This is a genomic window from Phaeovulum veldkampii DSM 11550 (genome assembly GCF_003034995.1).
Classification (GTDB): Bacteria; Pseudomonadota; Alphaproteobacteria; order Rhodobacterales; family Rhodobacteraceae; genus Phaeovulum; species Phaeovulum veldkampii.
Map to the genome: position 1 here is coordinate 1 of NZ_PZKF01000114.1, position 1,205 is coordinate 1,205.

General features: G+C 55.9%; 2 protein-coding genes. Both read left to right on the forward strand.

Going from position 1 to position 1,205, the window contains the following annotated elements:
* Window positions 1–512: transposase (locus C5F46_RS16150; protein ID WP_146160265.1), on the forward strand; the 512-nt coding region annotated here is incomplete at its 5' end.
* A 566-nt stretch (window positions 513–1,078) separates the two neighbouring features.
* A complete protein-coding gene (locus C5F46_RS17225; RefSeq protein ID WP_268935670.1) occupies window positions 1,079–1,204 on the forward strand; it encodes a hypothetical protein in 126 nt (41 codons plus the stop codon).
* Window position 1,205 lies beyond the last annotated feature (1 nt).

Sequence of the window (1,205 nt, forward strand, 5' to 3'; positions counted from 1 at the left end):
AGACCAAGGTCAAGCGCTTCTACGAAGACTTCGAGTATCAAGCGGCCTCTTGGGGCAAGGCGCGCCGCGTGATTGCCAAGATCGAATGGCATCCGGGCGAGCTGTTCCCGCGTGTCGGCTTCATCGTCACCAACCTGCCGATGGAGCCAGACTGGGTGGTGCAGTTCTACAACCAGCGCGGCACCGCCGAGCAGCACATCAAGGAAGGCAAATACGCCTTTCGCTGGACGCGGCTGTCATGCCGGAAGTTCCGCGACAATGAGGTGCGGTTGCAACTGCACGCGTTGGCCTACAACCTGGCCACCTTCCTGCGCTGCATAGAGTTGCCCGAGGCGATGGCCGACTGGTCGTTGACCAGCCTGCAACTGAAGCTGATCAAGATCGGCGCCCGCGTCGTCCGCCACGCCCGTGCCATCACCTTCCAACTGGCCGAGGTGGCCGTCACCGGCCCGATGGTGCGCGCCATCCTCGCCGCCATCCGCCGCCTTCGAGCGCCTCCGTCATGCGCATGACAGCGATCCATGCCCAAACTGAACGAAAGAGGCAGGACAGGTCTGCCCGCTGCGCTGAAAAACACCGCTGCCGGGACAGAACACGGCGCTTTCGTGGTCTGATCCGCCCAGTTTCCGCAGCCTGCGCGACCGCAGGCGCCGCTCAGGGCGAAAAACGCTTGTCCAACGGTCGGATTCAGGCGATTTTCACGTCAGTCGGCATGCCACTTGGGGAATGTCGGTCTAGATCAAGGAACACGACGATTCCATCATGAGGGCATACGGCATATGGCAACAACGGCGTTCTTTCTCATTTTATCCGATGTCGTGGGAACCCAGTATGAACGCGACGGCCGTGCCTCTTGGGGGGTTATAAAGTTCTATTTATGTAATATAACATCGAAAGATATTTACTTTAATACTTTTTGCTATGTTTACTACAATTTCGATAAGCCGAGCAGAGAGCAAAAGGGGCCCACTTATGGCGTCCAATCGCCGAATAAATTGTTCGATGATTTTCTTGGTTTTTATTATTTGAAATCTATGGCTTACGTGCCGCATGCGCTGTGTGTGGGGCTGGGGAGCTGATGGAAATGGCAGAGGATTTTCGTGCATCTGGAAATCAGCTGATTCAGGAAGCTGTCGCTGCTGAGTTGGCTTATCTCAGGCAGCTTGGCGCAAATGAAAACCTAGCCTTTGCCAGTGCTAAGTAAG

What these genes read in the sequence shown, in the direction of transcription:
- C5F46_RS17225 (WP_268935670.1), top strand. Translation starts at nt 1,079, where the DNA reads ATGGAAATGGCAGAGGATTTTCGTGCATCTGGAAATCAGCTGATTCAG.